This window comes from Actinospineispora spinosispora DSM 44797, assembly GCF_000429025.1.
GTDB lineage: Bacteria > Actinomycetota > Actinomycetes > Mycobacteriales > Pseudonocardiaceae > Pseudonocardia > Pseudonocardia spinosispora.
Map to the genome: position 1 here is coordinate 1 of NZ_AUBB01000010.1, position 22,902 is coordinate 22,902.

A 22,902-nucleotide genomic window follows, 5' to 3' on the forward strand; every position below is an offset into this window, starting at 1 on the left:
CCCAGCACACCGGCGACCTCATCACCCGCATCGACGAGCTCACCGCCACCACCCGCCGGCTCAACACCGACAACGAGCAACTCGCCCACGACAACACCGCGCTGCGCCACCAGCTCACCGACGCCGAAGACTCCCTCGCCGGCGCCCGCACCAGCCTCCGGCAAATGATCAAAGACCAGAACGCCGACGCACAACCCACAATCACCGGAAATTCACGATGAAACGCCGACACATTCAGCTCGCTGATGGTGCCTCAGGTCCCAGAAAGCCCCGGGACCTTCTCACCAGCACATTCACCGGACAACCCCAGATAAAGGAGGAGACCAGCGGCGGGGTGATCGCGGGCAACTCCTTCGACGGATCCGGTGTCTCCGGGGCGAACTTCGCCGACTCCGTGCTCGACCTCAAGGGCGTCGGCTACCAGGTCGTCAACAACGTGACCTCCGGCGCCAGTGCCAAGCTCAAGGACGGCTTCCAGACCCACGTCATCACCGAACCCGCCACCTCCGGCTGCGACAACACCTTCCAGAACAACACGTTCAACGTCCAGCTCAACGGCGGGCAGCAGATCGCGCTGGACAAGAAGTGCGGCGGTGACACGGAGAGCACGAGCAAGGACGACAAGAGCACCGGCGGTGGCACCGACGACTGACCGTCCCGACGCGAGATCGCTCACTCCGTCGTGGTCTGTTGGGGCTTCCGACCAGCCCCGAAACATGGCTGTAACGCAGCCTTCCTAGCCTGTGCCCATGGATCGTCAGCAGGAGTTCGTGCTCCGCACGCTCGAAGAACGTGACATCCGCTTCGTGCGGCTGTGGTTCACCGATGTGCTCGGTTACCTCAAGTCGGTGGCGATCGCGCCCGCCGAGCTCGAGGGAGCGTTCACCGAGGGCATCGGGTTCGACGGATCGGCAATCGAGGGCTTCGCCCGGGTGTACGAGTCCGACATGGTCGCCAAGCCGGACCCGGCCACCTTCCAGGTGCTGCCCTGGGAGAACCCGAACGGTCAGCACTACTCCGCCCGCATGTTCTGCGACATCACGATGCCCGACGGCTCACCCTCCTGGGCCGACCCGAGGCACGTGCTGCGCCGTGCACTGAGCCGCGCGGGCGAGGCCGGCTTCACCTGCTACGTCCACCCCGAGATCGAGTTCTATCTGCTCAAGGATCTGCCGAGCGACGGAACCCCACCGGTCCCGGCGGACTCGGGTGGCTTCTTCGACCAGGCCAGCCACGACGCCGCGCCGCATTTCCGGCGCAACGCGATCGAGACCCTCGAATCGATGGGTATCTCGGTCGAGTTCAGCCACCACGAGGGCGCACCCGGTCAGCAGGAGATCGACCTTCGCTACGCCGACGCGCTCACCATGGCCGACAACATCATGACCTTCCGGTACGTCGTCAAGGAGGTCGCGATGCTGCAGGGCGTGCGCGCCTCCTTCATGCCCAAGCCGTTCACCCAGCACCCCGGCTCGGCGATGCACACCCACTTCAGTCTGTTCGAGGGTGACCGCAACGCCTTCCACGACCCGTCCGACCCGTACGAGCTGTCCGAGACCGGCAAGGCGTTCGTGGCGGGCGTGCTTCGGCACGCCAGGGAGATCACCGCGATCACCAACCAGTTCGTCAACTCCTACAAGCGCCTGGTGGTGGGTGGCGAGGCGCCGACCACCGTGTGCTGGGGACATGCGAACCGTTCCGCGCTGGTCAGGGTGCCGATGTACTCGCCGGGCAAGTCGGCGTCGCGACGCGTCGAGATCCGCACACTCGACAGTGCGTGCAACCCGTACCTGGCGTTCGCCGCGATCCTGGGCGCTGGCCTCACCGGGGTGCAGAAGGGCTACGAGCTGAGCGAACCGGCGGGCGACGACGTGTGGTCGCTGACCGAGATCGAGCGGCGTGCGATGGGCTACGAGACGCTGCCGCAGAACCTGACCGAGGCCTTGTCGGTCATGGAGCACTCCGAGCTCGTCGCGGAGACGCTCGGCGAGCACGTGTTCGACTTCTTCCTCAGGAACAAGCGCAGCGAGTGGGACGCCTACCGGAGAAATGTGACTCCGTACGAACTCGCAACATATCTCCCCGTGCTTTGACTCAGGTTCATCTGTTGTTCATCTCCATGGCTGAACCTTCCGGGTGACGGCTTTCGGCCCAACCCAGAAGTAGGACCGGTGGACATACCTCTGATCGTTCTCGCGGTGATCATCACCGCACTGCTGTTCGACTTCACCAACGGATTCCATGACACCGCCAACGCCATGGCGACCTCGGTGGCCACCGGCGCTCTGCGTCCCAAGGTCGCGGTGGCGATCTCGGCGGTGCTCAACCTGGTGGGCGCGTTCCTCTCGGTGGAGGTCGCCAAGACGATCTCGAGCGGGCTGGTGGACGAAGCGAAGATCAATCCGACGGTGATCTTCGCCGGGTTGATCGGAGCGATCCTGTGGAACCTGGTGACCTGGTACTACGGGCTGCCGTCCAGCTCGTCGCACGCCCTGTTCGGCGGCCTGATCGGTGCCACCTGGGTGGCGGCGGGCGGTAGCGCGATCAAGTTCGGTGCGCTGGTGACCGCGGTGCTCCTGCCCGCGGTCGCCGCGCCCATCGTGGCCGGCCTCGCGTCGATGATCGCCACGTACTTCGCGTACCGGATCACCGCGAAGTCGCGGCCGGACGTGGTCGCCAAGGGCTTCAAGTCCGGGCAGATCGTGTCCGCATCGCTGGTCTCGCTGGCGCACGGCACGAACGACGCGCAGAAGACCATGGGTGTCATCACCCTGACGATGATCAGTGCCGGGCTGCTGCCGGCGGGCTCCGGCCCGCCCGCCTGGGTCATCGGCCTGGCCGGCCTGGCCATCGCGCTGGGCACCTACCTCGGCGGCTGGCGGATCATCCGAACCCTGGGCAAGGGCCTGTACGACATGGAGACCACGCAGGGCTTCGCGGCGGAGACCGCGAGCACCGCGACCATTCTCGTCTCCAGCCACCTCGGCTTCGCGCTGTCCACCACGCAGGTCGCCTCCGGTTCGATCTTCGGAGCGGGCGCGGGACGCAGGCTGGCCGATGTGCGCTGGTCGGTGGCCGGACGGATGGCCATCGCGTGGCTGCTGACCCTGCCGTCGGCCGCGATCGTCGGTGCTCTCGCCGGTCAGGTGGCCGGCATGGGTATCGCCGGCACGGTTGTCGTCGCGCTCGTCGCCATCGCCGCGGCGATGGGTATCTACATCGCGTCGCGTCGTCAGCCGATCACCGCGTCGAACGTCAACGACGTTCCGGCCGAGACCCGCCCGGAGACCTCGTCCGTCCCGGCTGCCTGAGCCGACCGGATTCCGCGAAGGAGAACGTTCGATGCATGTCAAGTGGGCGGAACTGGGCGACGTGTTCCTGGTGGGGCTCGGCACGACGGTCGTGGTCGTCGTGTTGTTCTCGCTGGGTGTCAGCGCACTGGGAGCGAGGGCGGCGGCACTCGACTCGCACATGGACCAACCTGCCGGAGCACATTCCTACGGGGGTGTCGGAGGCGCCACGGCCGTGGCGGGCGCCTGTTTCCTGGTGTGCGCGTTGGTGGTCATCTACGGGGTGTACCTGATCATTTCCTGAGGTGAGGGCCCGGACGGGTCCTGTGATCGGCGGGTGCGTCGGCAACGCGGTACGTTGCCGACGCACCCCTTTTTTTCTAGACCTTCTCGCAGAACGCAGCTCAGGAGGACACACCGATATGACCACCGCGACGCGGCCGCCGGGGCCCCTCGAGTTCCTCCCCGAGGTGCCGTCGTTCAGCGTCACCAGCACGGACATCACCGAGGGCGGGACGCTCGAGAAGAAGCACCGCAGCGCGGCCTTCGGTGTCCCGGGCGGCGAGGACGTCTCACCGGCACTGTCCTGGAGTGGCGCTCCCGAGGGGACCCTGAGCTACGCGGTCACCTGCTACGACCCCGATGCCCCGACCGGGAGCGGGTTCTGGCACTGGGCGGTCGCGGACATCCCGGCGAGTGTCACCGAGCTGGCCACCGGCGCGGGCACCCCGGACTCCGGCGACCTGCCCGAAGGCGCGGTGACCCTCCCCAACGACGGTGGGATGCGCGGCTTCATCGGCGCCGCCCCGCCGCCCGGGCACGGCGAGCACCGCTACTACTTCACCGTGCACGCCGTCGACGTGGAGTCGCTCGGCCTGCCGGACGGCGCGAGCCCGGCGTTCCTCGGGTTCAACCTGTTCTCCCACACCCTGGCCAGGGCCACGATCGTCGCCGTGTTCGAGCAGTAGGAGTCACGAAAGGTTTCGCGGGCACACGTGGTGATCGCGGGTAGGGCAGGATCGTCGGCGTGACCGAGCGCCGGAACGGAACATCGTTGATCCGCCTAGGGCTCACCGAGGCATGGGCAGAGCAGACGCTCATCGACCTCGGCTGGTGGTCCGACGGGCGTCCGGTGCGGACGGCGGAACCCGTGATGTGGGCGCTGGCCCGCAGCCCCGACCCGAACCTGGCGCTGCGTGCGGCCGAACGGCTGTCGGAGGCGACGGGTTCCGGCTGGTCCGAGCTCGATGAGGCATTGCGTTCGGACGAGGGGCTGCGTGGTCGGCTGCTCGCGTTGCTCGGGTCGTCCACGGCGCTCGGTGACCATCTCATCGCCCACCCGGACCGCTGGCGGACGCTGAGCAGCGACCAGGTGATGGATCCCCAGGCGCCGCCCGACCTGACGACCCGATCGGCGGCACTGCTGACATCGGTCGGCGCCGACCCCGACGCTCCGCCTCCGGGTACGCCCGGAGGTGCTCGGGCGACGGTGACCGGGCCGGAAGCCGTCATCGCGCTGCGCGACGCCTACCGGGACGCGCTGCTGGAGATCGCGGCGGTGGACGTGGGCGCGGTGGGCGAGCAGGCACTGCCGGTGCTGCAGATCGAACTGGTCGGAGCCCTCCTCGCCGACCTCGCGTGTGCCGCTCTTCGCGCCGCACTGGCCGTCGCGGTGGCGGAGAACATCGCGGAGGACAGCACCGACCAGCCGAGGCTCGCGGTGATCGCGATGGGCAAGTGCGGCGGCAACGAGCTGAACTACGTCAGCGACGTCGACGTGATCTTCGTGGCGGAACCGGCGGACAACACGACCATCCGGATGGCGTCCACGCTCATGCGGGTGGCCTCCGAGGCCTGTTTCACCGTGGACGCCAACCTGAGGCCCGAGGGCCGCCAGGGAGTCCTGGTCCGCACCCTCGACGGGCACGTCAGCTACTACCGGCGCTGGGCCAAGACCTGGGAGTTCCAGGCGCTGCTCAAAGCGCGGCCGGTCGCGGGAGACGACGAGCTCGGCAGGCAGTATGCCGACGCGGTCGCGCCGATGGTCTGGCACGCCGCCGACCGGGACGACTTCGTCGCCGAGGTACAGGCGATGCGGCGCCGGGTCGAGCAGCACATCCGTCCCGACCACGCCGACCGGGAGCTCAAGCTCGGTAGGGGCGGGCTGCGTGACGTGGAGTTCGCCGTGCAGCTGCTGCAGCTCGTCCACGGCAGGGCCGACCCGGAGATCCGGTCCGGCTCGACGCTCGTCGCGTTGGCCGCGCTCGGGGCCGGCGGGTACGTGGGCCGCGACGATGCGGCGAACCTCGCGGCGTCCTACCGTTTCCTGCGGCTGCTGGAGCACCGGCTGCAGCTCGCCCGGTTGCGCCGCACCCACCTGCTGCCTCCCGAGTCGGAGACGGCGGAGCTGCGCTGGCTCGCCCGTGCCGCGAAGCTGCGACCCGACGGCAGGCGCGACGCCGTGGGGGTCCTGCTGTCCGAGTGGCGGGACAACACCCGCCGGGTCCGCAGACTGCACGAGAAGCTGTTCTACCGGCCGCTGCTCGCGGCGGTGTCCCAGCTGCCCAGCGAGGCACTGCGACTGTCCGAGCGCTCGGCCGCGCAGCGGCTCGCCGCGCTCGGCTGGGCGTCGCCGGAGGGTGCGTTGGCGCACCTGCGCGCGCTGACCGGCGGCGTGTCCAGGGCCGCGGCCATCCAGCGGACACTGCTCCCGGTCCTGCTGGAGCACCTCGCCGACACCGCGGACCCGGACCGGGGCCTGCTCGCGTACCGGCGGGTCTCCGAGGCGCTGGCCAAGACCTGGTACCTCGGGTTGTTACGGGACGAGGGCGCGGTCGCGGAGCGGCTCATGCAGCTGCTCGGTACCTCCGCGCTGGTGCCGGATCTCCTGGTGCGCGCGCCGGAGGTGCTGAAGCTGCTCGCCGACACCTCGGAGAAGGCCCCGTTGGTGACTCGTGACCCGGCTGAGGTGTCGCTGTCGCTGCGCACCGCTGTCGGGCGCTACTCCGACCCGGTCGCGGCGGTGGCGGCCGCTCGTTCGCTGCGTCGCGCCGAGCTGCTGCGGGTGGCGTGCGCCGATCTGCTCGGGCTGCTCCCGGTCGAGTCGGTGTGCGCGGCGCTGAGCGAAGTGTGGTCGGCGGTACTGCGTTCGGCGATCGACGCGGTGGTGAAGGCCGCTCAGGGAGAGCCCAAGGCCCGGCTGGCGGTCATCGGGATGGGACGCCTCGGTGGCGCCGAGCTGGGTTACGGCTCCGATGCCGACGTCCTGTTCGTCTGTGACCCGATCGGTGGAGCGACCGAGCACGAAGCGGTGCGCTGGGCGACCTCGGTGGCGGAGAAGACCCGCAGCCTGCTCGGCGGAGCGAGTCCGGACCCGGCGCTGGTCGTCGACGCCGACCTGCGCCCCGAAGGACGCAACGGGCCGCTCGTGCGCACGTGTGAGTCGTACCGGGCGTACTACGCGAAATGGTCGCAACCGTGGGAGGCGCAGGCCCTGCTGCGCGCACGCCCGCTCGGCGGTGACGTGGAGTTGGGTGAACGGTTCGTGCGGCTCATCGATCCGATCCGGTATCCGGAGGGTGGTCTGGACCAGTCCACGGTGACCGAGATCCGCCGGATCAAGGCGAGAGTGGACGCGGAACGTCTACCCAGGGGAGCGGACCGCGCCACACACACCAAGCTGGGTACCGGGGGCCTCGCGGACGTCGAGTGGACGGTGCAGCTCCTGCAGCTGCAGCACGCCGCCGACGTGCCCGAGCTGCGCACCACCTCGACGCTCGAGGGGCTGAGCGAATGTGTGGAGGCGGGCCTGCTGGCGGCGTCGGACGCGGAGGAGCTGGCCGACGGATGGACGATGGCGACCCGGGCGCGGAGCGCCATCACCCTGGTCCGCGGCAAGGCGGCCGACCAGCTGCCCCGGTCCGGACGGGAGCTCGCCGCGGTCGCCAGCGCCATGGGCTACCCGGCCGGTGGTGACCCCGGCGAGTTCATCGACGACTACCGCCGCGTGACCCGCAGGGCGAGAGCGGTCGTGGAGCGTGTCTTCTACAGCTGAGCCGACCCCGATCGATGCGCGAAAACGCGCGCGCGTCGGAGACCGGTGCTCGGCTACCGTTGCCGGGTGATCTCGCTGGAAAGTCTCCTCGCGTGTGTGGCCGCCTCGATCGTCCTGGTGCTGATACCGGGCCCGACGGTCGTCTTCGTCGTGAGCCGGGCGCTGACCCACGGGCGTCGCGCCGCGCTGAGCAGCGTTGCCGGTAACTCGACCGGCGTCGTCGTGGTGGTGGCGATGGTGGCCTTCGGTCTCGGTTCGGTGGTCGAGCGGTCGCTGATCGCCTTCACCGTGATCAAGCTGGTCGGCGCGGCGTACCTCGTCTACCTGGGGGTGCGCGCCTACCGGGAGCGCGGAGGGCTGGCGAGCCTGATGAACGGTGAGGTTCCGGTCGGTTCCGCGCACCGCGTGTACCGCCAGGGCGTGCTGGTCGGGCTGACGAACCCGAAGTCGCTCGTGTTCTTCGCCGCCGTACTGCCGCAGTTCGTCGATGCGAAGAACGGTCATGTGCCGCTGCAGATGCTGATCCTCGGGCTGGTGTTCGTCGCGGTGGCCATGGTGCTGGACAGCATGTGGGGTCTCGCGGCGGGTGTCGCGCGCGACTGGTTCGCCCGGTCGCCCCGGCGGCTCAGCGTGCTGGGCGGCACCGGCGGGCTGATGATGATCGGCCTGGGTCTCGGCCTGGCGGTCAGCGGGAGAAAGGACTAGTGCCCGGTCAAGGAAGGTTGGTGCGGAAATCGGAGGCCCAGGCGTTCGCTGGCAAGGCGCCGCGCAGTCCTCGTACCGGGTACTCGGGCTGCGCGGCAACGCAGCCAGCGGGCGCCTGGGCCCCCGAGTTCTGTGCCGGACCTTTCTTGACGGGGCACTAGGTGGTCCCGCTCGGTGGCAGTGCTGGCAGCCCGGGCGCCGGCGGGCTCATACTTCAGACGATGGCAATCCACAGTTATGTGGCCGAGGTGGGCCCGCGGCATGCGGTCTGGCTCGCCACCGAGAGCCGGACGGCCTTCCTCGCCAGGGAGTACCGCCCCGAGGACCTCGGCGACGGGCGCGTCGCACTGAGTCCGAAGGCGCTCGGCGCCTCCCGGGAGCTCGGTGAGGAAGAGGACGGGTACATCACCGACGACGCGGAGGGCCTGCGGATCTGGATCGGTGAGGAATCCTTCGAGCTGGTCGAGGTCCTCCGTGGCTGAGTCCGTCGAGCGCATCCTCATCCTGTTGCACGACGACGACGCGGGTCCGGGGAATCTGGCGGCGTGGCTGGACGAACGGCGCATCCCGTGGGAGCTGGCCGACGTCAGGCGGGAGCCGCTCCCGCCGGTGTCTCACCGGCGCGCGCTCGTGGTCCTCGGCAGCCGTGAGTCGGCGTACGACCGGACGGTGCCGTGGCTGGACGCCGAGCGTGAGTTCGTGGCGGCCACCGCCGCGACCGGAACGCCGGTGCTCGGGCTCTGCTTCGGTGGCCAGCTGTTGGCCCAGGTCATGGGTGGTTCGGTCGCGGCCGCCGAGGAGATGGAACGCGGCTGGACGGCGGTGCGTGCCACGTCCGGGGCGGGCCAGGATGCCGAGCTGTTCGGACGGACCTGGCTGGCCTGGCACTACGACAACATCACGCCACCACCGGACGCTACGGTGCTGGCCCGATCCGACCGGTGCGTGCAGGCGTTCACGATCGGCCCGCATCTCGGGCTCCAGTTCCATCCAGAAGCCACCGGGACGGAGATCCGCGCGTGGCGGATCTCGGATTCGGACCTACCGGAGGACTCGCCGGAGACCCTCGAACTGATGCGCCTGACCGAGCGCCACGAGGCGGATGCCCGGGAGGCGGCCGGTCGGCTCTACGCCTACTTCCTGGCCGGTCTGGAACGGACCTCCGCGTAGTGCCCGAGTACCTCGTACCGCTCCTCGCTCCGCTCGTGGCGCTGGTCGTGGTGGGTCAGCGAGGCCTGTGGCGGGTGTCGCGCACCGTCGTGACGATCGCCCATGAAGGCGGCCACGCCCTGGTCGCGGTGCTCACCGGACGTCGGCTGACCGGCATCCGGTTGCACTCGGACACCTCGGGTGTAACCGTGTCGGTGGGGCGCCCCACCGGGCCGGGCATGGTGGCCACAGCGCTCGCCGGCTATCTCGCGCCGTCGCTGGCAGGGTTGCTGGCCGCCGGAGTGATCACCCTCGGTGGCGCTGAGCCGCTGCTCTGGGCCGCGATCGTCGTGCTGCTGGCCACCCTGCTCTACATCCGGAACTTCTACGGCGGATTCGCGGTGCTGGTCACCGGCGCCGCCGTCGGGCTCGTCGCCTGGTACGGGTCGCCCGGTCTGCAGGTGGCGTTCGCCTCGGCGGCGGCGTGGTTCCTGCTGTTCGGCGGCCTACGAGCGGTCCGCGAGCTGGGGAGGGCGCGCGGCCGTCAGGTCCGTCGCGGCGCCTACCGCCCCGACTCGGACGCCGACCAGCTCGCGCGACTCACCCGGCTACCCCCGTGGTTCTGGGTCGCGCTGTTCACCCTCGTCGCCGTGGGGGCGCTCGTGGTGGGCGCCTACTGGATGCTCGCCGACCCGCTCACCGCTCTCGCGGAAGGGTCGAGGGCAGGCCGAACGCGCTGAACAGCGTGGTGTCGAAGTAGCAGGCCACGTGCGACACACCGGCCTCGGTCAGCGTCAGCTGCTGGAGCTGGAACGCGTGGTGCTCCCCGTCCTCCCCACGCATGTAGACCGCGAGTACCGGCTGACCGTTCGCCGACGACGGCAGGAAACGCATGTCGTCGGCGGTTTTGGCCGGGCACTGGTCGCCGATGAGGACGCCGATGTCGGTGCGGCCGAGGTACCAACCGGTGAACGGCGGCATCTCCCACACCGCGTCCTCGGTGAGCAACGCGACGATGCGCGGCACGTCGTAGTGCTCGAACGCGTCCAGGTAGTCGGCCAGCAGCCGCGTGGCGCGCTCGTCGCCGTCCGGGAGATCAGGATGCGTACTCGTGCGCTGCTTGGCGAGCTGGGCCCGTGCCCGCTGCAGCGTGCTGTTCACCGCGGCGACCGTGATGTCGAGGGCCGCGGCGACCTCGCTCGCCCGCCAGGCGAGCACGTCGCGCAGGATCACCACGGCACGTTGCTGCGCGGTGAGATGGTGCAGGGCGGCGACGAAGGCCAGCCGGACGCTGTCCCTGGTGATCGCGGCCTCGGCCGGGTCGGGATCGGCGTTGCCCCAGACCATCGAGTCCGGCAGTGGCTCCAGCCAGGGCAGCTCAGGGCGCTCGATCAGCCCGTTGTTCGGGTCGGAGTTCGGCTGCCCGAGCCCGGTCGGCAACGGACGGCGCTGGTTCTGCTGTAGCGCGGTCAGGCACACGTTCGTGGCGATCCGGTAGATCCAGGTGCGCAACGACGACCGGTTCTCGAAGCCGTGGTAGGCGCGCCAGGCCCGGATGTAGGTCTCCTGCACCAGATCCTCGGCCTCGTGCACCGAGCCGAGCATGCGGTAGCAGTGCACCGTGAGCTCGCGGCGAAGCGGCTCCACCAGCGTCTGGAACTCTTGGTCGACCACAACTGTGCTCACGGCGGGAAATGTAGCGGAGCACCCCGACAAGTTTCGAGGGCTTTGACGGTCTATCTCCGTGGAGGCGGCTTGTGGCCGCACGAACCACCCGAGAGGACCAGTCATGGAACGCATGATCTTCGTGAATCTGCCGGTCGCCGACCTGGACGCGGCGAATACCTTCTACACCGGTCTCGGTTTCAGTATTAACGAGAGTTTCTCTGACAACAGCACCACCTGTATCAAGGTGTCCGAACAGATATTCGTGATGCTGTTGGTGCGGGGGCGATTCGCTGACTTCATCAACGGTGAGATCGCGGCGCCCGACACGACCGAGACGTTGCTCGCCCTGTCCGCGCAGAGCCGCGAGGAGGTCGACCGCTTGGTGGCGGCCGCACTGGCGAACGGGGGTAAGCCGTGGAAGCCGGCGATGGACGAGGGACCCATGTACGGGCACAGCTTCGCCGACCCCGACGGACACGTCTGGGAGGTCATGTACATGGACATGTCTGCGATGGAGGGGCCCGACAGCCAGAACTGAACGGCTCGGGAGCGCGCAATGGCCCGGCGTTCCCTCCCATGGGCTGGGAACGCCGGGCCAACGCGGCTGACCACACGGTTCCGGAACGCTCTGCTTGCAGCTCCGGCCGCGCTATCGATCAGACGATCTTGGGTGGAACAACTACCGGTATAAGCGCCTCGGAGCGTGAAAGGCCAACGCTCCCACCTGCGTGAACGTTGATCGATATGCCCCTCGACTGATGTGAATACTACTCCCGAACCGGCGCCGGAAAAGACATTCGTGCGTAACACCACGTCTTATTCGGTTGAATGGCCGTGTCGCTTCGGTGAACGGCCGGTACGTTCCGGAGCACTACCGGCTGCGGTCCGCCTACCCGTTCGACCGAGCGACAAACCATCAAAAAACGACGGCCGGGCCGAGGAAGACACGGATTGCGTCTCCTCGGCCCGACCGTCGTCGTGCAGGTCAGGCCCGGTATCCGAGCAGATCGATCAGACGTCGTAGTACAGGGCGAACTCGTAGGGGTGCGGACGCAGGCGGAGCGGGTCGATCTCGGCGGAACGCTTGAGGTCGATCCAGGTCTCGATCAGGTCCGGCGTGAACACGCCACCCTCGAGCAGGTAGTCGTGGTCCTCCTCGAGCCGGTTGATGACCGCCTCCAGGCTGCCGGGCACCTGCGGGATGTCCTTGGCCTCCTCGGGCGGCAGCTCGTAGAGGTCCTTGTCGACCGGAGCCGGCGGCTCGATCTTGTTCTTGATGCCGTCCAGCCCGGCCATCATCATCGCCGAGAACGCTAGGTAGGGGTTACCCGACGAGTCGGGGCAACGGAACTCGAGGCGCTTGGCCTTCGGGTTGTTGCCGGACAGCGGGATCCGGATGCAGGCGGAACGGTTGCGGGCCGAGTAGACCAGGTTGACCGGAGCCTCGAAGCCGGGGACCAGGCGGTGGTAGGAGTTCACCGTCGGGTTCGTGAAGGCCAGCAGGCTCGGCGCGTGGTGCAGCAGGCCGCCGATGTAGTGCCGTGCCATGTCGGACAGCCCGCCGTAGCCGGACTCGTCGTGGAACAGCGGCTGGCCGTCCTTCCACAGCGACTGGTGGGCGTGCATGCCCGAGCCGTTGTCGCCGAACAGCGGCTTCGGCATGAAGGTGACGGTCTTGCCGGCTTCCCACGCGGTGTTCTTGATCAGGTACTTGAACAGCATCACGTCGTCGGCGGAGTGCAGCAGCGTGTTGAACTTGTAGTTGATCTCGGCCTGACCGGCGGTGCCCACCTCGTGGTGGCCGCGCTCGACGGTGAAGCCCGACTTGATCATGTTGCTGACCATGTCGTCCCGGAGGTCGGCGTAGTGGTCGACCGGGGGAACCGGGAAGTAGCCGCCCTTGTAGTTGACCTTGTAGCCGAGGTTGCCGCCGGCCTCGTCGCGGCCGGTGTTCCACCAGCCCTCGACGGAGTCGATGTGGTGGTACTGCTGGTGCGGGTCCGACCCGAACTTGACCGAGTCGAAGATGTAGAACTCGGCCTCGGCACCGAAGTAGCAGGTGTCGGCCACACCGGACGCGGCCAGGTACTCCTCGGCTTTGCGTGCGACGTTGCGCGGGTCACGGCTGTAGCGCTCGCCGGTGATCGGGTCGTGCACGAAGAAGTTCATGTTGAGCGTCTTGTGCTTGCGGAACGGGTCGATACGGGCGGTCGCCGGGTCGGCGAACAGCGCCATGTCGGACTCGTTGATGGCCTGGAAGCCGCGCACGGAAGAGCCGTCGAAGGCCACACCGTCGTCCAGGAAGTCCTGGTCTACGGCCGAAGCGGGGACGGTCAGGTGCTGCATCACGCCGGGCAGGTCGCAGAACCTGATGTCGACGTATTCCACCTCCTCATCGGAGATGTATCGCAGAACCTCGTCGGAGTTGCTGAACACTCTCGCTGGCTCCCTCGTAGCTCGTTTTTCGTGTGGGGCCGGGAACTGCTCAGGACCCACATGGTCGGTCCGTCCGGACCGAGTTGACCGAAACGTATGTCGGTCGTGTTGCCCGCCCGTCACTCAAAGGTTTCACGCATGTTAACGGGCCGATCGGCTCGGTCACACTACCGTTCGGGCCGCCGCATAGGCTGTCGGTTGTGACCAGATGGACCGGATCGTGGCTGCCCGGATCGCCCGGCCAGGAGGGCGCCGGCGGTACGCACCCGGCCCAGGACTACCCGGGACAGCGGCTGGAGCTGCCCGAGGAAGGTCCTGACTCGGTGGCCGGGTTCGGTCGCCGCACGCTGGGCTTCGTGGTGGACATCCTGCTCAGTGGCGGGCTTGCCGCACTGTTCACCCTGCCCGAACCGCCGGGCAACTGGAGCCTTCTGGTCTGGGCTCTGCTCACGGTCGTCCCCACGGCCGCGTTCGGTGTCACGCCCGGCATGGCGTTGCTCGGCATGCGGGTGGCCCGGCTGGGCGACGCCACGTTCGTCGGCGTTCCCCGGGCGCTCCTGCGCACCGCGCTGCTGTTCTTCGTCCTGCCCGCGTTGATCACGAACGCGGACGGCAGAGGCCTCCACGACCGCGCAACGGCAACGGTCGTCATCCGCACCCGCTGACCACCCGCCCCACACGCAAAAAACCGCACGAATGTGGCTTTGGGGACGTTCAACGTCCCCAAAGCCACATTCGTGCCGTCGGAGAGTGGAACCGTCAGCGGCGCTTGACCGTGCGTTGGACGCTGCGCATCTTGGCTCCCTGGGGGAGGGGGCCCTTCGGCATCGCCGCGGCTCGGGAGCCCAGGGCGTTGAGCCTGCCCTCCAGGATGTCCATCTGCTTGGGTGTGATGTTGCGGGGCAGCTTGGTCATGTGTGCCTGCAGCTTGCGCAGCGGCACCTGGCCTTCCTCGTTGCCCACGATGATGTCGTAGATCGGGATCTTGCCGCTCAACCGCGCGGTGCGCTTCTTCTCCTGGGCGAGCAGCGCGCGCACCCGGTGCGGTGCACCCTCCGCGACGAGGATGACACCGGGGCGGCCGATCACCCGGTGGACCGCGTCCAGGTGGGTGGTGCCGGCGACGCCCTGGGTGACTCGCCACTGGCCACGCATGTTGTCCAGTGCCCAGCCGGCGGCGCCGGGCTGCCCGTCCGCCTGTCCGTACACCGAACGCTGAACGCGGCGGCCGAAGATGGAGATCGCGGCGAGCAGTCCGAGCGCGATGCCGAGTGGGAGCAGCACCCACTGCAGCCCGAAGATCAGACCGATCCCGAACGCCACCGCCGCGCAGAGCAGAAGCGCCCCGACCATGATCGGGATGAGCTTCTTGTCCTGCTTACGCTGCAGGTTGAACGCTTGCCAGATTTGCTGGCGCCTCTGCTTGGACGCAGCTTTCCGCTCGCGCTTGGCTTCCGCGCGGGCGGCCTTGTCCGGCTTGGCTTTCGACGACTTGGCGGCCATTACACCAGGATACGGCCGAGGGCTGATCAGCGGGCGAGCAGGGAACCCGCTTCTTGCGCGGCGGGACCTTCGGCCGCCAGATGAGCGAGTGCTTCCGGTAGCTGCTCGCCCCGGTGACCGAGTGCCTGGGCGTAGAGACGGCCCGCGCGGTAGGAGGACCGGACCAGGGGACCGGCCATGACGCCGGTGAAGCCGATGGCTTCGGCGTCGGAGGCGTGACTGACGAACTCCTCGGGCTTGACCCACCGTTCGACCGGGTGGTGGCGCTTGCTGGGTCGCAGGTACTGGGTGATCGTGATGATCTCGCAGCCGGCGTCGTGCAGGTCGCGCAGCGCGGAGGTGACCTCTTCGGGGGTCTCGCCCATGCCCAGGATCAAGTTGGACTTGGTCACGAGTCCCGCCGCGCGCGCCTTGGTGATGACCTCGAGCGAGCGGTTGTAGCGGAACGCCGGACGGATGCGCTTGAAGATGCGCGGCACCGTCTCCAGGTTGTGCGCGAGGACCTCGGGGCGGGAGCCGAACACCTCGGCCAGCTGGTCGTCGCGCGAGTTGAAGTCGGGGATGAGCAGCTCGACGCCGGTGCCGGGGTTGAGCTCGTGGATGAGGCGGACGGTCTCGGCGTAGAGCCAGGCGCCGCCGTCGGGCAGGTCGTCGCGCGCGACGCCGGTGATCGTGGAGTACCGCAGGCCCATGGTCTGCACGGACTCGGCGACCCGGCGCGGTTCGTCCCGGTCCAGCGGCTCGGGACGGCCGGTGTCGATCTGGCAGAAGTCGCAGCGCCGCGTGCACTGCTCGCCGCCGATGAGGAACGTGGCCTCGCGGTCTTCCCAGCATTCGTAGATGTTGGGACAGCCGGCCTCTTCACACACGGTGTGCAGGCCACCGCGCTTGACGAGCCCCTTGAGCTCGGTGAACTGCGGGCCCATCTTGGCCCTGGTCCGGATCCACGGCGGCTTCGACTCGATCGGAGTCTCGGCGTTGCGGACCTCGAGCCGCAGTAGTTTGCGACCCTCTGGCTGCACTCGATCTGGTGTCACCGTCACGCGTCCACTCTACGCGTGAAGAGCCGGGCCCCCGCTTCGTGCGCGGAGTGGCCCGGCTCTCCCGACTGTCGAGTTCACCACGTCAGGCCTGCACCAGCTCCTGGTCGAGATTGGTGTGCCCGGCGCGGATCAGGTCGCGCAACGACCGGCCGATGCGGACGGCTTCGTCGGACCGGTCGTCGACGCCGATCAGTCCGGCCGCCATGGCGAGCATGCGGAACTCGCGGTCCAGTGAGCCTGCGAGTGACGTCGACTCGCTCTCCTTGGCGTCGAGCAGTGCGCGCAGCTCTTTCTGGTCGGCGGCGAGCTGTCGCCATGCCGCCGCGACCGGATCGGTCAGCGGCTCGCTGCCGGCGAACTCGATCGCGTTGTCCAGGCGCGCGGACAGGATGGTGGTCCACCGGTGCTGCAGCCTGACGAGCTGCTCGTCGCTGACGGGCAGCGAGCGGAGGGTGGCGGCGGGCTTGTGACGGGCCTGGTCGAGGACCGCGTTGAGCTCGGCGTAGGTGGTGTTCGCCTTGGTCATGATTCGTACCCCCTGAGGTGTAGGGACCCGGATCAGTCAGTGCCGGCGGCACGTTCCGTACCGGATGTTTTCAACGTACCAGCGGTACGTACTGAGTGTACGTAATATGTTGGCCGTCACGCGTGCCCTCCGAACGGGAATAAAGCGGATGTGGCCCGAATCTGCGCAGGTCGGAGTGTTAACGGTGCGAGAAACCCCTGGTCAGTACCAGACCGGCGGTATGATCCACGCCATGTCGACGACGGAGTCGGGGCGTACGCCGGTTCGGCGCTCCCGGCGCGAGGAGTACTCCGAGAGCACCCGGTCCGCCCTGGTGGGAAGCGCGATCGAACTGTTCGCCGAGCACGGGTATGCCGATACCTCGCTGGACGCGATCGCCTCGGCCGCGCGGGTCACCAAGGGCGCGCTGTACCACCATTTCCCGGGCGGGAAGAAGGTGCTGTTCGGTGCCGCGTTCGACCAGGTCGAGCAGGACGTGCACGAGCGGTTGATCGCCGAGGTCGCCGCCGTGGGCGGCACCCCGTGGGACGCGGCGCGAGCCGCGCTGCGTGCCTTCCTCGACATCTGCCTGGAGCCGGTGTACCGGAGGGTCATCTGGCAGGAGGGTCCGCACGTCATGGGCTTCGGGGAGTGGTGGCAGCGCGAGGAACGCCACTCGCTGGGCCTGATCGCGGCCATGATGGAGAAGCTGATGGACGCTGGCCAGATCGAGCGCCTGCCCATCGACCCGTTGGCCCGCACGATCTCCGGAGCACTGGTCGCCGCGGCGACCGCCATGGTGGTGGCACCCGATCCGCAGCGAGTCCGCAGCGAGTTCGAGCGGGTGATCGCCCGCCTCCTGCAAGGCCTGCGCCCCCTGCCGGACTGAGCGGCTCATGCCTGGGCGGGGGCTGCAGAGCCGGCCCCGGCTTGGGTGGGCGGGGTGGCAGGGCCGCGCCCGGCTTGGATAGCTCGGGTGGCAGGGCCGCGCCCGGCCTGGGTAGCTCGGGTCACAGAGCCCCGTCCCCGGCCCGGGTGAGCGGGCCGCGGAGCCCCGTCCCCGGCCTGGGTAGCTCGGGTTGTGTGGCTCTAGTGCCCAGGCTTAACTGGGCTGTCCTTTTGGGCCTGTCCCGCGCGTCGGAAATTTCCGGCAGGGACCCCCCAAACCCTTCGGGCTCGGGGGGCCCGCAACCGGAAATTTGGGCGGCTGCGCCCTCGCTGACGCTTCGGGCTTCGCTGCCCTCGCTAGACGCGCGCTTGCTGCCGCGGCCTGAGAGCCGCCCCTTATGCACTACCCGCCTGCGGCGGAACCCCTTCGGGCGCCTTGCGGGGCCCATTCCTGGATCGTGTGTCACCGCCCACCCGGCGCAAGGTGAGCTGGCCCAGCCACGATGCGCCTCCCACGACAAACACCTGCACGAGCCCCCGAGCCCACGAGTCCACGAGGCCACCTCACCCGGCACCGAGCATCGGTGGAGCACGGCCACTCATGGGTGGGCTCCGCGAGTCTCCCCGTAGGGGGTTCAGTGCGACGCACTGCAAAAAACGCAACAGGCGAAGCAGAACGCGAACAGTCAAGCGCGCGTCTAGCGTCGGCAGCGAAGCCCGAAGCGTCAGCGAGGGCGTAGCCGCCGAAGTTTCCGGTTGCGGGCCCCCCGAGCCCGAAGGGTTTGGGGGGTCCCTGCCGGAAACTTTCGACGCGCGGGGGCCCGCCGGTAAGAACCCGCAACTTCAGCCCAGCCACTAAAACCACACAACCCGAGCTCCCCAGGCCGGGAACGGGCTCCGTGACCCGCTCAACCCATACCGGGGACGGCCTCCGTGACCCGCCCAACCCACGCCGGGAACGGGCTCCGTGCCCCGCTCTGCCCAAGCCGGGACCGGGCTGCGCGGCCCGCCCTACCCAGCTGCGGCTGCTGGATCGCTCAGCGCAGGGCCGGGTGCAGATCCAGCGTCAGGCCCGGGGTCGCGGGCGCCGCCGGGAGCGAATGCTCACGGACGGGCAGGGTGCCCTCCAGCGCGGACCGCACACAGGCGGCCACATCGTCGATCACGTCGTCGATCCGGACGGTCCTGCCCAGCTCCGAGCTCAGCGACGTCACGCCCGCGTCGGTGATCCCGCACGGCACGATCTTGTCGAACTCCGTCATGTCCGGATTGCAGTTGAGCGAGAATCCGTGCAGTGTGACGCCGCGCTGAACGCGCACACCGATGGCTGCCACCTTGCGTTCCGGCCGGGTGTCGTCGGCGGCGAGCCAGACCCCGGTGCGGCCGTCGACGCGTGCTCCGGTCAAGCCGAGGTGCGCGCAGGCTTCGATGAGGCCTTCCTCCAGCCGCCGCACGTACTCGACCACGTCGATCGGGTTGGACAGCTGGACGATGGGATAACCGACGAGCTGGCCGGGACCGTGCCAGGTGATCTTCCCGCCCCGGTCGACGTCCACGACCGGGGTTCCGTCGGTCGGCTTCTCCCACTCACGCGTCCGCTTGCCCGCCGTGTACACGGACGGGTGCTCCAGCAACATCAACACGTCGGGCCCGACGCCGTCGGCGCGGGCGGCGGCATGCGTGCGTTGTTCGTGCCACGCGGTCCGGTAGTCGACCAGACCGAGACGCAGCTCGGTGATCGGTTCGGCATGTGCGCGACAGGAGACCGGGGCCATCACGGTGTCCAGATTACGCCTCACCGCCCGACGGCAGCGGTGAGCGCGTCGGCGACCGTGCGGTGCTGGAAGCGGTAGCCCGCCTTGTCCAGCACCGAGGGGACCGCGCGCGGCCCGGTGAGCACGAGCTCCCGCGCCATCTCGGCGCCCAACACGGCCTTCAGAGCGGGCGGAGGTACCGGGAACGGGGTCGGACGGCGCAGCGCCGAGCCCAGCGCCTCGGTGAACTCGGCATTGGTGGCCGGCTGCGGGCCGACCATGTTGACCGGGCCCGACACGTCCTGGTTCTCCAGGAGGAAGGAGATCGCGCCGACCTCGTCGTCCAGCGAGATCCACGGCATGTACTGGCGGCCGGAGCCGATGCGACCGCCCAGCATGAGCGAGAACAACGGCCGGAGCTTGCCGAGCATGCCGCCCGAGGGGGAGAGCACGGCGCCGGTGCGCAGCAGCACGACACGCGTGGTCGGCTGTGCGGCCGAGGTGGCCGCCTCCCAGTCCCGGCACACCTCGGCGAGGAAGCCGGTGCCGACCGGTGCGGTCTCGTCCACCTCGCGGTCCTGTGTGTCGCCGTAGAAGTTGATGCCCGACGCGTTGATCAGCGTCGGTGTGCGATGGGCCGCCGCCGCGGCCGCGAGCACCTCGCTCGGCTCCACCCTGCTGTCCTTGATGGCCTGCTTGCGGTCCCCGCTCCACCGTCGGTCGGCGATACCCACGCCGCACAGGTTGATGATCGCGTCGACGCCGTCCATCGAGCCGTCCTGCATGCGGCCGGCGGGCGGGTCCCAGGTGCGTTCGTCGGGCGCGCGGGATTCCCGGCGCACCAGGCGGAGCACCTCGTGACCACCGTGGCGCAGGTGTGGGATCAAACTGGTGCCGATGAGGCCGGACGCACCGGCGATCATGACGCGCATGCCGCGATCGTGGCCTATCGAGGCATCCGGCGCACGCTGTGACACGAGCTACCGTGGGTAGGCTTGCCCGAATGTCACTGGGCGAGGCAGGGCGCTGGGCCGACGGCGTCGACTTCAATGCCGCACGGGTGTACGCGATTCCGTTGCGCACCCGGTTCCGGGGCATCCTGCTCCGGGAGGGCGTGGTGTTCCCCGGACCGGCGGGATGGGGCGAGTTCTGCCCATTCGTCGAGTACGGCGACGTGGAGGCGGCGGCGTGGCTGGCCACCGGCGTCGAGCAGGCGGCGGTGGGCTGGCCGGAGCCGGTGCGGGACCGGGTGCCGGTGAACGTGATCGTGCCCGCGGTCGATCCGGACCGGGCCCGCGACATCGTGACGAGCTCGGGCTGCGCGACGGCGAAGGTGAAGGTCGCCGACCACCCCGGTTCGCTCGACGAGGACCTGGCGAGAGTGGGGGCCGTGCGCGCCGCCCTGGGACCGTCCGGCGCCATCCGGGTGGATGCGAACGCCGTGTGGGACGTACCCACCGCGATTCATCACATCGGGGCACTCGATCTGGCCGCCGGCGGGCTGCAGTACGTGGAGCAGCCCTGTGCCGAGATCGACGAGCTCGCCCGGGTCCGTCAGGAGACCCGGGTGCCGATCGCGGCGGACGAGTCGATCCGGCGAGCCGACGACCCGACGAAGGTCGCGCTGGACGGCGCGGCGGACGTGGCGATCATCAAGTGCACCCCGCTGGGCGGTGTGCGGCGTTCGTTGTCGATCGCGCGGGACACCGGCCTGCCGTGCGTGGTGTCCTCGGCTCTGGAGACCAGTGTCGGACTCGCCGCGCAGGTGGCGCTCGCGGGCGCAATGCCGGAGCTGGATTTCGCCTGCGGCCTCGGCACGCTGTCGTTGCTCGACGGCGACCTGCTCACTCCCGAGCACGCGCTCCGGCCCGTCGACGGGCATCTGCCGGTGCCACGGCGCCCTCCGACGGCGTCCCCGGAGCTGCTCGACCGGTTCGCCCACCCCGATCCGACCAGGGTGCGCTGGTGGCTCGACCGCCTCGGTCGCGTGCGCGAGCTGCTCTGACGGGGAGCTCTGGCCGAGCTCCCCGTCAGAGTGGTGCTTACAGGCCGAGCTCGGACTCGAAGCTGCCCGTCTCGATCCGGCGCTTGATCGCCGACAGGAACCGACCGGCGTCGGCGCCGTCCACCAGGCGGTGGTCGTAGGTCAACACCAGCGACGCGATCGACCGGATGGCGATCGTGTCCTGGCCCAGCTCGTCGGTGACCACGACAGGCCGCTTGACGACCGCGCCGGTACCGAGGATCGCGACCTGGGGCTGGTTGATGATCGGTGTGTCGGTGAGCGACCCGAACGACCCGATGTTGCTGACCGTGAAGGTGCCGCCGGACAGCTCGTCGGGCTTGATCTTGTTGACCCGGGTACGTGCCGCGAGGTCGGCGATGCCCCTGGCCAGACCGGCCAGATTCAGGTCGCCCGCGTTCTGCAGCACCGGAACGATCAGGCCCTTGTCGGTGTCGACCGCGATGCCGATGTGCTCGGCGTCGTGGTAGACGACCTCGCCCTTCTCCGAATCCACCGAGGCGTTGACCTGGGGGAACAGCTTGAGCGTGTCGACCGCCGCCTGCACGAAGAACGGCAGGTAGGTCAGCTTCACACCCTCACGGGCGAGGAAGTCGGCCTTCGCGCGCTGCCGCAGCTGCGCCACGCGGGTGACGTCCACCTCCTGCATCGCGGTCAGCTGCGCCGAGACCTGCAGCGACTCGACCATCCGCTGCGCGATCACCTTGCGCAGCCGGGACAGCTTCTGCGTGGTGCCGCGCAGCTTGGCCGCCTCGGCGGCCGACGGCTCGGGTGCGGCGGGCGCCGACTGCCGCGCGGCGGGCGCCGGCGGGGCGGACGATGCGGCCGGTGCGCTCTCCTGCGCCGCCGGTGCGGCGGGCTCCGGCTTGTCGGCCGCCGCGAGCACGTCCTGCTTGCGGATGCGGCCACCGACACCGGTGCCCTGCACCGAGGTGAGATCCACCCCGTGCTCGGCGGCCAGCTTGCGCACCAAAGGCGTGACGTACGGGGCGCCCTCGGAGTCGGACCCTTCGCCGTCGGAGGCGGGAGCGGACTCCTGCTTGGGCGCGGGAGCCTTCTCCGGCTCCGGCCGGGACTCGGCCTTGGGCACCGACTTCGGCTCGGACTTCGGCTCCGACTTCGCTTCTGGCTCCGGCTCCGGGGCGGACTCGGCCGGTGCGCTCTCGGCCGCCTGTCCGTTCGACGAGCTCGACGGGGAGCCGGACCCGATGAGGGCCAGCTGGCCGCCCACCTCGACGGTCTCGTCCTCGTTCGCGGTGATCTCCAGCAGGGTTCCCGCGACCGGCGAGGGAATCTCGGTGTCGACCTTGTCGGTGGAGACCTCGAGCAGCGGCTCGTCGACCGCGACCTCGTCACCGACCTGCTTGAGCCAGCGGGTCACGGTGCCTTCGGTGACGCTCTCGCCGAGTGCCGGCATGCTGACCGCGGTGCCGGAACCGCCGCCGGAACCGCCGCCTGAGTCGCCGCCGGAGTCGGAGGAACTCGCCGGCTCGGGCTCAGGCTCGGGCTCCTCGGCGGGAGCCTCGGCTTCCGGCTCCTCGGGCTCGGGCTCACTCGACTCGTCGGACGAGGAACCGGACGAGTCGTCCGAGCCGCTGGACTCACCGTCGCCGATGACGGCCAGCTCGGCGCCCACCTCGACGGTCTCGTCCTCGGCCACGACGATGCGCTGCAGCGTTCCCGCCGCGGGTGAGGGGATTTCCGTGTCGACCTTGTCGGTGGAGACCTCGAGCAACGGCTCGTCGACGTCGACGTGGTCGCCCTCCTGTTTGAGCCAGCGGGTCACGGTGCCCTCGGTGACACTCTCGCCGAGCGCGGGCATCTGGACGGAGAAGGCCATGGCTGCTTCTGACTCCTTGTTGCTTGGACCGCTGGGGGCGCGGG

General features: G+C 69.2%; 23 protein-coding genes. 15 read left to right on the plus strand and 8 right to left on the minus strand.

The genetic code is table 11. The annotated features are described in order from the left end of the window. The 11 genes from G406_RS57720 to G406_RS44485 all read left to right on the plus strand — a co-directional run. Positions 1–221 (plus strand): hypothetical protein (locus G406_RS57720; protein ID WP_037075082.1); only part of this gene is annotated, 221 nt, incomplete at its 5' end. 113 nt (positions 222–334) lie between these two features. Then, the gene (locus tag G406_RS0103785; protein ID WP_028932773.1) at positions 335–652 is read left to right on the plus strand and encodes a hypothetical protein; all 318 of its coding nucleotides are present in this window, start codon (positions 335–337) and stop codon (positions 650–652) included. Positions 653–749: 97 nt separating this feature from the next. Then, positions 750–2,093: a glutamine synthetase family protein gene (locus G406_RS0103790; RefSeq protein WP_028932774.1), complete on the plus strand. Its 1,344-nt coding sequence runs from the start codon at positions 750–752 to the stop codon at positions 2,091–2,093. Positions 2,094–2,171: 78 nt separating this feature from the next. Further along, positions 2,172–3,311 carry an inorganic phosphate transporter gene (locus G406_RS0103795; RefSeq protein WP_028932775.1) on the plus strand — a complete coding sequence of 380 codons (1,140 nt, stop codon included), beginning with the start codon at positions 2,172–2,174 and terminating at the stop codon, positions 3,309–3,311. Positions 3,312–3,342: 31 nt separating this feature from the next. Further along, complete coding sequence (locus tag G406_RS0103800) at positions 3,343–3,594, plus strand: hypothetical protein (protein ID WP_028932776.1); 252 nt, start codon at positions 3,343–3,345, stop codon at positions 3,592–3,594. 118 nt (positions 3,595–3,712) lie between these two features. Then, positions 3,713–4,258: a YbhB/YbcL family Raf kinase inhibitor-like protein gene (locus G406_RS0103805; protein WP_028932777.1), complete on the plus strand. Its 546-nt coding sequence runs from the start codon at positions 3,713–3,715 to the stop codon at positions 4,256–4,258. Between the two features lie 50 nt (positions 4,259–4,308). Then, entirely contained in the window at positions 4,309–7,344 is a 3,036-nt protein-coding gene (locus G406_RS0103810; RefSeq protein ID WP_425414562.1) for a bifunctional [glutamine synthetase] adenylyltransferase/[glutamine synthetase]-adenylyl-L-tyrosine phosphorylase, read from the plus strand. A 66-nt stretch (positions 7,345–7,410) separates the two neighbouring features. Then, positions 7,411–8,049, plus strand: coding sequence for a LysE family translocator (locus G406_RS0103815; RefSeq protein WP_028932779.1), 639 nt, complete (start codon positions 7,411–7,413; stop codon positions 8,047–8,049). Between the two features lie 221 nt (positions 8,050–8,270). Beyond that, a complete protein-coding gene (locus G406_RS0103820) occupies positions 8,271–8,531 on the plus strand; it encodes a hypothetical protein (RefSeq protein ID WP_028932780.1) in 261 nt (86 codons plus the stop codon). After that, positions 8,524–9,219 (plus strand): type 1 glutamine amidotransferase, encoded by a 696-nt coding sequence (locus G406_RS53620; protein ID WP_051341539.1) that lies wholly within the window; start codon positions 8,524–8,526, stop codon positions 9,217–9,219. The genes G406_RS0103820 and G406_RS53620 overlap by 8 nt, the downstream gene beginning before the upstream one ends. Further along, on the plus strand, positions 9,219–9,938 hold the full coding sequence (locus G406_RS44485; protein ID WP_051341541.1) for a M50 family metallopeptidase: 720 nt from the start codon (positions 9,219–9,221) through the stop codon (positions 9,936–9,938). The genes G406_RS53620 and G406_RS44485 overlap by 1 nt, the downstream gene beginning before the upstream one ends. Here the strand turns inward: G406_RS44485 and G406_RS0103835 are convergent. Further along, on the minus strand, positions 9,895–10,884 hold the full coding sequence (locus G406_RS0103835) for a sigma-70 family RNA polymerase sigma factor (protein WP_028932781.1): 990 nt from the start codon (positions 10,882–10,884) through the stop codon (positions 9,895–9,897). The genes G406_RS44485 and G406_RS0103835 overlap by 44 nt on opposite strands. A 103-nt stretch (positions 10,885–10,987) precedes the next feature. On the opposite strand from G406_RS0103835, the gene G406_RS0103840 reads away from it, so the two are divergent. Beyond that, positions 10,988–11,404, plus strand: a complete 417-nt coding sequence (locus tag G406_RS0103840) for a VOC family protein (RefSeq protein WP_037075084.1) — start codon at positions 10,988–10,990, stop codon at positions 11,402–11,404. Positions 11,405–11,877: 473 nt separating this feature from the next. Here the strand turns inward: G406_RS0103840 and glnA are convergent, their stop codons facing one another. Beyond that, on the minus strand, positions 11,878–13,302 hold the full coding sequence (glnA, locus tag G406_RS0103845) for a type I glutamate--ammonia ligase (RefSeq protein WP_028932783.1): 1,425 nt from the start codon (positions 13,300–13,302) through the stop codon (positions 11,878–11,880). A 200-nt stretch (positions 13,303–13,502) separates the two neighbouring features. Between glnA and G406_RS0103850 the strand changes: the two genes are divergently transcribed. After that, positions 13,503–13,967, plus strand: a complete 465-nt coding sequence (locus G406_RS0103850; protein ID WP_028932784.1) for an RDD family protein — start codon at positions 13,503–13,505, stop codon at positions 13,965–13,967. Between the two features lie 94 nt (positions 13,968–14,061). Here the strand turns inward: G406_RS0103850 and G406_RS0103855 are convergent, their stop codons facing one another. The 3 genes from G406_RS0103855 to G406_RS44490 form a co-directional block, all read right to left on the minus strand. After that, positions 14,062–14,805 (minus strand): DUF4191 domain-containing protein, encoded by a 744-nt coding sequence (locus G406_RS0103855; protein WP_028932785.1) that lies wholly within the window; start codon positions 14,803–14,805, stop codon positions 14,062–14,064. Between the two features lie 26 nt (positions 14,806–14,831). Beyond that, positions 14,832–15,842, minus strand: coding sequence for a lipoyl synthase (gene lipA / locus G406_RS0103860; RefSeq protein ID WP_245607021.1), 1,011 nt, complete (start codon positions 15,840–15,842; stop codon positions 14,832–14,834). Between the two features lie 88 nt (positions 15,843–15,930). After that, the gene (locus G406_RS44490) at positions 15,931–16,374 is read right to left on the minus strand and encodes a hypothetical protein (protein ID WP_051341544.1); all 444 of its coding nucleotides are present in this window, start codon (positions 16,372–16,374) and stop codon (positions 15,931–15,933) included. A 232-nt stretch (positions 16,375–16,606) separates the two neighbouring features. Between G406_RS44490 and G406_RS0103870 the strand changes: the two genes are divergently transcribed. Then, positions 16,607–17,242, plus strand: a complete 636-nt coding sequence (locus tag G406_RS0103870) for a TetR/AcrR family transcriptional regulator (protein ID WP_028932787.1) — start codon at positions 16,607–16,609, stop codon at positions 17,240–17,242. Between the two features lie 1,036 nt (positions 17,243–18,278). Here G406_RS0103870 and lipB read toward each other — a convergent pair. Both lipB and G406_RS0103880 read right to left on the minus strand, forming a co-directional pair. Continuing rightward, entirely contained in the window at positions 18,279–19,016 is a 738-nt protein-coding gene (lipB, locus tag G406_RS0103875; protein ID WP_037075091.1) for a lipoyl(octanoyl) transferase LipB, read from the minus strand. Between the two features lie 20 nt (positions 19,017–19,036). Continuing rightward, positions 19,037–19,927 (minus strand): TIGR01777 family oxidoreductase, encoded by an 891-nt coding sequence (locus G406_RS0103880; RefSeq protein ID WP_028932789.1) that lies wholly within the window; start codon positions 19,925–19,927, stop codon positions 19,037–19,039. Positions 19,928–19,998: 71 nt separating this feature from the next. On the opposite strand from G406_RS0103880, the gene G406_RS0103885 reads away from it, so the two are divergent. After that, on the plus strand, positions 19,999–21,000 hold the full coding sequence (locus G406_RS0103885; RefSeq protein WP_051341546.1) for an o-succinylbenzoate synthase: 1,002 nt from the start codon (positions 19,999–20,001) through the stop codon (positions 20,998–21,000). A gap of 37 nt (positions 21,001–21,037) precedes the next feature. On the opposite strand, the gene sucB is transcribed toward G406_RS0103885, so the two are convergent. Then, a complete protein-coding gene (gene sucB, locus G406_RS0103890; protein ID WP_028932791.1) occupies positions 21,038–22,858 on the minus strand; it encodes a 2-oxoglutarate dehydrogenase, E2 component, dihydrolipoamide succinyltransferase in 1,821 nt (606 codons plus the stop codon). Positions 22,859–22,902 lie beyond the last annotated feature (44 nt).